The sequence below is a fragment of the Henriciella sp. genome (assembly GCF_049649345.1).
Lineage (GTDB): Bacteria > Pseudomonadota > Alphaproteobacteria > Caulobacterales > Hyphomonadaceae > Henriciella.
The window spans coordinates 1-7,093 of the sequence record NZ_JBARZC010000071.1; the positions used below are offsets into that span (position 1 = coordinate 1).

Genomic DNA, 7,093 nt, shown 5'->3' on the forward strand with positions numbered 1-7,093 from the left:
AGCTCGACGCTGAACTCACTGGCGCAATGATGAGCATCAATGCCGCCAAGGGCATCGAGATTGGCGCAGGCTTCGAGGCGGCGGCTTTCTCAGGCGAACAGAATGCCGACGAGATGCGGATGGGCAATGAGGGCGTGCGCTTTCTGTCCAACAATAATGGCGGGGTCGCCGGCGGCATCTCCACGGGGCAGGATGTGGTGGTCCGGCTCGCCATCAAGCCGACCTCTTCGATCCTTTCCGCAACAAAATCAGTGACTCGCGACGGCGAGGAAGTGGATGTCCGCACAATCGGGCGCCACGATCCGTGCGTCGGGATTCGAGCGGTGCCTGTGGCCGAAGCGATGCTCGCCTGCGTGCTGGCAGACGCAAAACTGCGCCACGGCGGCCAGATGGGCTAATCGCTGGCCTGACGGTAGAACAGCGCGCCCAACCCTATCCCGAGACCGATCAGGCCAAGACCCGCCGGCCATTTTCCAACCAGCAGAACCAGATCGAGGATCCCATCATAGAACGGGTCGCCGCGCATCTTCACGGCGCTCGAATTGAAGACATCGCCAAACAGCACGCCGAGGCCGAGCACAGCGATACTGCCGCCAACAAGGACCGCTACAAATTTCAGGAAAAAGGCGTGCGACAAGGAGTGACCTCCCCGGCTGGCATCTTACTGCCGGCTGATCGCTCTGATCAGAAGCACGGCCAGGCCAACGCCGACTGCAATCAACAGCCCGCCCGTGCCTGTCTCGCCCAGCCACGCCGTCAATGCGCTGAAGACGTCAGGGATTTGTTCGTCCTGGCCGGTGCCTGCGCTTGCCGTCTGACGGTCGCCAAACATGACAACCAGACCGGCGGCCACAAAGAAGCCGCCCATCAGCAATGCAATGAATTTTCTGAGAGGATCTGAAGCGTCCATAGTCACGAACCTGCAGTTTACACAACGCCGCCTTATGGACGTAATTTACCACGATGTTCAACCCTCGAACGCTCCGCAGGTTCCAGAATTATCGACCGTGCTGGCAAGTTTGCCACAACCGCATCATTTGCGATCAGCCAGCCACCAGAGCAGGCCGCCAAGCAGGACGCCGACAGCCATCATGGCGATACCGCCGCCCGGATCTCCGAAGGCTTCACGCAGGCCCTTGAGGGCGCGCGTGAACATCGCTGCACGGCTGCGGCTCTGCCCGGTGGAATCCGGATCCCCAATGATTGCTGCAAGGCCCACCAGAACAAAAAGTCCGCCAATGATAACGGCCAGTCTTTTGAGATGACCGCGGCCCCTCCCGCCAGGCCGGCGCCAAAGTCTGACCATTGTGATTCCCCGCTTTGCAGCTGGACAAGCGCCTGTCGGTCCCCAGCGACGCTAGATGTCCCGCACCATCTGAATGTCGCACCTGCTATAGGGCGACGGCGTTTCTTCGCCGCAGGCCAGCTCTCGGAAACCCGCAGCACGGTAAAGCCCGAGCGCGGCGTCAAGCTTGCGATTGCTCTCCAGCCAGATGCGTTTCGCCTTCATGTCACGAGCGTATTTCAGGCACGCCATGACAAGTGCCTTGCCGATCCCCTGCCCGCGCAAATCCGCGCGCGCGCTCATCTTCACCAGTTCAAGCATTCCCGGCTCATGGCTGACGACAAGCGCCGCCGTGCCAACCGGTTGGCCGTCCAGCTCTGCGATCAGCACCCGGCCGCCCTTGTCGATAATGGTCGATTGGGGGTCGTCCAGCTGCGCCAGGTCTGACGGTTCGACAGCAAACAGCTGTTCGATCCAGGCAAGGTTCAGCGCCTTGAAAGCGGGGCCGTCTTCAGGCTGGAAGTCGCGGACGCGGATCATGGCGCGCAGGATGCTACCCGACAAACGCCTTTTCAATAACGAATTCGGCGGGCGCCGCATTCGAGCCTTCGGTCAGGCCCGCATCCAGCATCAGCTGTTTCAACTCAAGCGTCATCGGCATCGAACCGCAGATCATCGCCCGGTCGACAGCCGGGTCGAGCGGCGGGACGCCAAGATCCTCGAACAGCTTGCGCGAACGGATGAGGTCTGTCGGCCGGCCCGCGCGGTCGAAGGCTTCGCGGGTACAGCTTGAATAAAGACGCAGCTTGCCCTGAGCCATCTCGCCAAGGAATTCATGGTTCAGCGTCTCGTCGACAATTTCCTGCGAATAGGCCAGCTCGCCGACATCGCGGCAGGTATGGGTGACGATCACCTCATCGAATTTCTCATAGGTCTCAGGGTCGCGAATAATGCTCGCAAACGGGGCAAAGCCTGTCCCGGTCGAGAAACACCAGAGCCGCTTGCCCGGTACCAGCGCATCATGCACCAGCGTGCCGGTCGGCTTCTTGCCGAGCAGCACCTTGTCGCCCGGCTGGATCTTCTGAAGACGCGAGGTCAGCGGGCCGTCCTGCACCTTGATCGAATAGAATTCCAGCTCCTCATCCCACGAAGGAGACGCGACCGAATAGGCGCGCAGGAGCGGCTTCCCATTCTCTTTCGGCAGACCGATCATGATGAACTCGCCAGAGCGGAAGCGGAAGCTGGCAGGCCGCGTCAGGCGGAACTTGAACAGCCGGTCCGTGTAGTGATGGACCGACAGGACGGTCTCTTCACTCGGCGCGTTCGGATTGACGCGTGGGGCGGCTGTTTCGGAGCTGGCAGTCGTCATATCTCAGTCCATTGCGGCGTTCGAGCGTCAGATGACGATGATGCAGCATTCGTGCAAGGGAACAAATGATCGCATTAGCAGAACTAAAACGCAAAACGGACGCAGCCGGGGTTCGGGCTGCGTCCGCCAGGGGCGATGAGCACGTGCATGGAATGGTCAGGGCGTCTGCAGCGTGCTCACCCAGTTGACGCCTTCGTCCGTGGTCGAGACGAGGTCGCCAAGCTCGAAGATATTCTCATAGCCGTAGCCATAGAGATTGATGAAAGTCGGGATGTTGAGCGCGAGCGGCGCGCGCTTCAGCACGATGGGTTCAATGTCATCAACGAAATTATTGTTGCAATAGATCAGGATGCGCGTGTCTTTTGACGGGATGATCTCTGCCAGCTTCTCATCGGTGAAGTCTGAGAAGTTGAGATTGATCGCGCCTTCGATATGGCCTGCCTGGAAGGCGAGGGCGCTGCGCGTATCGAGGATGATCGTGTCCTCGCCGGCCTTCATGTCATTGAAGGTATCAAGGCCGACAAGCCGGCTTTCGCGATACGCCATGACGTCATCGCTCATGGCCACAAAGCCTGGATAGTCGATCTCTGGCGAGCCGGCAGCCGGCGGGGCTTCCTGCGCACTGGCAAGCATGCCGGACGCGACGAAGGCGATCAGGGCGGCGAGCCCGAACAGTGTGTTTCGACGTGCACCCATGGGTCTAACCTCCTCTTGCACGAGAAGGAAGCTCGCCCGGAAATGGGGCGGCAATGGGGTCAAGTCCGGGCTTTTGAGGGATAAAAATGCCGCAGACAGGCAAAGTCCCGTCTGCGGCAGAATCTTTTTCCGTTACCGGCGGGACAAACCCTACCAGTAGCGGTCGACCTTGTAATAATCGAAGGCTGCATCGCGCGCGGCGTAGCCATCATCCTTGCTGAGCTGATTGATGGTGTCGGCCGGGCCCTGTTCGAGCTGGTCCTTGGTATAAGGCACGATATAACCGCCCTTGTCCTTCTCATAGTCGAGCGATTCCCACGGAATGGCGTGATACTTCTCGCCCATGCCGAGAAATCCGCCGAAGCCGACCACGGCGAACATGATGTTGTTGCTCATCTTGTCGAGCATCACATCTTCGACTTCGCCGATCTTTTCACCGCCAGTATTGTAGACTTCGGTGCCGATCACGCGGGACCCGCGGATCGCTGTTGTATGGCCTTGAGGGGTAGGCATAAAAATCTCCTTTCTGAATTATCCTGAAGCAGCTTCTCTGCTCCTGTCGGAATAACCGCTTTGAGACTTTCAAGTTCCAGTCAGGCCGGGGAGACTTTGGTTTCTTCCTCCCAATGGCGGCGGCAGAGCGAGACATAGTGCGCCTTGTCGACATCGACCTGCGCGCCCTCGACCATGGCCCGGCCCTCTTCATCCATACGGGCCGTCATCGTCGCCTTTCGCCCGCAATGGCAGATGGTGCGCACCTCGCGCAGCTGATCGGCTATCGCCAGCAGCTCGGCCGAGCCCGGAAACAGCTTGCCCTGGAAGTCGGTGCGCAGGCCGTAGCACATGACAGGGAGGCCGAGCCGGTCGGCGACGCGGGCCAATTGCCAGACCTGTTCCGGTGAGAGGAATTGCGCCTCGTCCACGAATACCGAATCAAGCGGGCCCTCACTCTTGTGCGCTGCAATGGCATCGAACAGGTCGAGCCCGTCGCGATAAAGATGCGCGTCCGCCTTGAGGCCAATGCGTGAGCAGATCTCGGCCGTGTCCTTATCGTCCTCGCGATAATGGCCCGACGTCCACAGCATGACCTGCATGCCGCGTTCACGGTAATTGTAGGCCGACTGGAGCAATATGGTCGATTTACCGGCATTCATGGCCGAATAGGTAAAATAGAGCTTTGCCACCTGGCTGCCCCCTTCTCGCGAAGTCCCGTCTGAAGACAGCTATTGCGGAGCGTTCGCCTTCTGCCAAGCCCCTGCCGGCATTTCAGGCGTCAGGCGCCGGGAGTTCCACATCTTCGGTCAGGAAGTGACGCCCGTCGCGGTCCTCGATTTCGAGCACCCAGAGATCGCTGTCGCGTTGCCGCGCCCGTCCGACATAGGCGTCGATATCGGATTCGCTGTCGCCGATGCCCTGGAGTCTCACATCGGAGAAGATACGCATGCCCTCCATGCTCGTCCTGGGGACATAGGCGCGCGCGCCGCCCTTGAGGTCTGCGACCTTGATCAGGACATCGCCGCGCTCGCGGTCTCCCTTCTGCAGGACAAAACAGGACGCGCCGGCTGATTGGGCGCGCCTGATCAAGGCGTCGACCCAGAGCCAGCTTGGAAGTCGCTCCTCATACGTCATGGCGTTACATCATTCTCTCGTCGCCGAACCGGCATGGTGTTTGCAGCAGCTTGATCATAAAGACCCTGTTACTCCTCGGGAGACGCGACGAAAATGACCCTGAACTCAGTCCTGAGCCAGATGGCAGCAGATAGCGCCGGATCAACCATCCAGCACGCAAATCTCGCCTCCGGCGGTCAGGACCTGATGGGCGCCAAAGCAAGCCAGGCGGTCGCGGCCGGTTTCTTCCCTCTGGAGGTCGCCTTCGTCGTTCTTGCCTGCCTGATCGTGTCCGGTTTTGTCCTGCTGGCGCGTGAGTCCCGGATCGAAAAACGCACCCGCAACTAGACATCACTCCGCAGCATTTTCCAGACCCGCCGTCTGTTCGGGCGGCGCCTTTGGCAGAATGACCCGGACGCGCGTGCCCTCGCCGGGCGCTGTGTCGATCACGACTTTTCCCCCGAGCTGGCCTGCAAAGCTCTGAACAACGGCAAGGCCGAGCCCGGTGCCTGCCCGCCCCCTGGCATTGCGTCCCTGCTGGAAGGGTTTTGCCACCCGCTCAAGATCGTCTTCATCCATGCCGGCCCCCGTATCGCGGACAGAGAGCGCAACAGCGCCCCGCCCTGCGCGGGCATCCAGGGTGACGACTGAGCCAGCCTCTGAATACTTGATCGCATTTGAGATAAGGTTCTGCCAGATCTGGCGCACGGCACGCGGATCCGCGCTGGCCCAGACCTCGCCGGTTCCCAGCAGTTTGAGCTCGACATCCGCGCGCGCGGCCTGGCCCGACAGCTGCGCGGCGACCGACTCCCCGCTTGCAACCAGGTCGACCGGCTCGATCTCCAGCCGCGCGTGGCCTGCCTCGGCCTTTGCGTAATCGAGAATATCCTCAACGATGAGGAGCAGGTCCTGGCCGCTCTCATGGATGAGGTGGGTATAATCCTTGTAGGCCTCGGGGATGGGGCCGCGCAGCTCTGCGCGCATCAGGTCGGAAAAGCCGAGAATGGCATTAAGCGGCGTCTTGAGATCGTGCCCCAGCCCCGCGAAGAAGGCCATGCGATCCTTGATCTCGTCGCGCAACGCCTCGGCCTCGCGGCTGTCATCGCCGGAGCTCGCAGATGGGCTGGATGGCTCCGGTGTGGCCGCGCCGGGCTGGGTGCCCGCCGCTTCATCAATGAAAACGCGCGTACCGAGATCATGGCGGTCAATCGTGAATTCGAGCGCGTCGCCGGCCCCGATATGCTCGACAAACGTGCCGCCGGAGTTGAAGCGGACCGATATATGCTCGCGGTTTGCGGCGGGAAACGCATCCAGAAAGATCCGGCCGGGCCGGAAGTCGAGGCCGTGCAAAGCCTTGCCCGACGCAGACCGGATGCGGCCCTCCCGCGTCACATCGACGATCAGCACCCCGGACGGTTGTTCGCCGATGGGCTCGAGATTGGCTGTATAGGCGCCATCGAACCGGCCGTCATCGCCAGCCGGGACTTGCAGCGCCGCTGTCTCCTCGGCTTTGCGGCTGGCAACGAGGCCGCCGACAATGAAGGGCAGGATGCAGAGGCCGGCAAAGGCGAACATTTCGCTTGCCCGTGCCGCCTGATCGAGGCCAGGCATACCGGTCAACGTCATGGAGAGCGCGATCGCGCCTAATGTGGCGAGCAGCGAGAACACCGCCGTCTCGACAGCTAGCTTGCGCCAGCCAAAGGCGAGCGCGAAGAGCGAGGGGAAGGCGGCAAAAACCAGCGCGGGCGAAGATAACCCGCCTGAGAGCGCTACAAAAAAGGCGCTCATTAAAATCCAGGGTAAACAAACAAAAAGTGCGCGCCGGCCTCTCGGCCAGTCCCGCCCGGCCCAGACGACGATCAGTGTGGACAGAACAGGCAGGACGCAAAGTGCAGCAAATGCTGCGATTACGCGCAGATCGACCCCGCCAGATTCGACAAAGGCGGACGCCACCGCGACCAGCGCCAGCCAGAGCAGGAAAACGCGAATCAGGAAGCTTTCAGGCTTTTCGTTAACAGAACGGTGATAATCGTTAGTCATTCTATAAGTCGCTGGAACATTACATTTTCAGTGAAAACCGCTTTTCGGACTAGGATACGCTTTGAAATTCCGGAAAGATAGGCCACCATTCGATC

At 60.7% G+C, this 7,093-nt stretch carries 12 protein-coding genes; 2 read left to right on the top strand and 10 right to left on the bottom strand.

The window, feature by feature from the left end:
- Positions 1-398: chorismate synthase (locus tag WA989_RS01745; protein ID WP_424338808.1), on the top strand; the 398-nt coding region annotated here is incomplete at its 5' end.
- Here the strand turns inward: WA989_RS01745 and WA989_RS01750 are convergent.
- The 9 genes from WA989_RS01750 to WA989_RS01790 form a co-directional block, all read right to left on the bottom strand.
- Positions 395-637: a hypothetical protein gene (locus tag WA989_RS01750; protein WP_424338809.1), complete on the bottom strand. Its 243-nt coding sequence runs from the start codon at positions 635-637 to the stop codon at positions 395-397. The two genes, WA989_RS01745 and WA989_RS01750, sit on opposite strands and share 4 nt — an antisense overlap.
- Before the next feature lie 24 nt (positions 638-661).
- Complete coding sequence (locus WA989_RS01755; RefSeq protein ID WP_424338810.1) at positions 662-910, bottom strand: hypothetical protein; 249 nt, start codon at positions 908-910, stop codon at positions 662-664.
- A 123-nt stretch (positions 911-1,033) separates the two neighbouring features.
- On the bottom strand, positions 1,034-1,219 hold the full coding sequence (locus tag WA989_RS01760) for a hypothetical protein (RefSeq protein WP_424338811.1): 186 nt from the start codon (positions 1,217-1,219) through the stop codon (positions 1,034-1,036).
- A gap of 138 nt (positions 1,220-1,357) precedes the next feature.
- Positions 1,358-1,849, bottom strand: coding sequence for a GNAT family N-acetyltransferase (locus WA989_RS01765; RefSeq protein ID WP_424338812.1), 492 nt, complete (start codon positions 1,847-1,849; stop codon positions 1,358-1,360).
- Positions 1,839-2,654 carry a ferredoxin--NADP reductase gene (locus WA989_RS01770; protein WP_424338813.1) on the bottom strand — a complete coding sequence of 272 codons (816 nt, stop codon included), beginning with the start codon at positions 2,652-2,654 and terminating at the stop codon, positions 1,839-1,841. Before WA989_RS01770 ends, WA989_RS01765 begins: the two co-directional genes overlap by 11 nt.
- A 156-nt stretch (positions 2,655-2,810) precedes the next feature.
- Positions 2,811-3,350: a rhodanese-like domain-containing protein gene (locus WA989_RS01775; RefSeq protein WP_424338814.1), complete on the bottom strand. Its 540-nt coding sequence runs from the start codon at positions 3,348-3,350 to the stop codon at positions 2,811-2,813.
- A gap of 150 nt (positions 3,351-3,500) precedes the next feature.
- On the bottom strand, positions 3,501-3,863 hold the full coding sequence (locus tag WA989_RS01780) for a PRC-barrel domain-containing protein (protein ID WP_424338815.1): 363 nt from the start codon (positions 3,861-3,863) through the stop codon (positions 3,501-3,503).
- 80 nt (positions 3,864-3,943) lie between these two features.
- Positions 3,944-4,534 carry a thymidine kinase gene (locus WA989_RS01785; protein WP_424338816.1) on the bottom strand — a complete coding sequence of 197 codons (591 nt, stop codon included), beginning with the start codon at positions 4,532-4,534 and terminating at the stop codon, positions 3,944-3,946.
- An 82-nt stretch (positions 4,535-4,616) separates the two neighbouring features.
- Entirely contained in the window at positions 4,617-4,979 is a 363-nt protein-coding gene (locus WA989_RS01790) for a DUF1491 family protein (protein WP_424338817.1), read from the bottom strand.
- A 93-nt stretch (positions 4,980-5,072) separates the two neighbouring features.
- On the opposite strand from WA989_RS01790, the gene WA989_RS01795 reads away from it, so the two are divergent.
- Positions 5,073-5,306, top strand: a complete 234-nt coding sequence (locus tag WA989_RS01795; protein ID WP_424338818.1) for a hypothetical protein — start codon at positions 5,073-5,075, stop codon at positions 5,304-5,306.
- A gap of 3 nt (positions 5,307-5,309) precedes the next feature.
- On the opposite strand, the gene WA989_RS01800 is transcribed toward WA989_RS01795, so the two are convergent.
- Complete coding sequence (locus tag WA989_RS01800; RefSeq protein WP_424338819.1) at positions 5,310-6,998, bottom strand: ATP-binding protein; 1,689 nt, start codon at positions 6,996-6,998, stop codon at positions 5,310-5,312.
- Between the last annotated feature and the right edge of the window lie 95 nt (positions 6,999-7,093).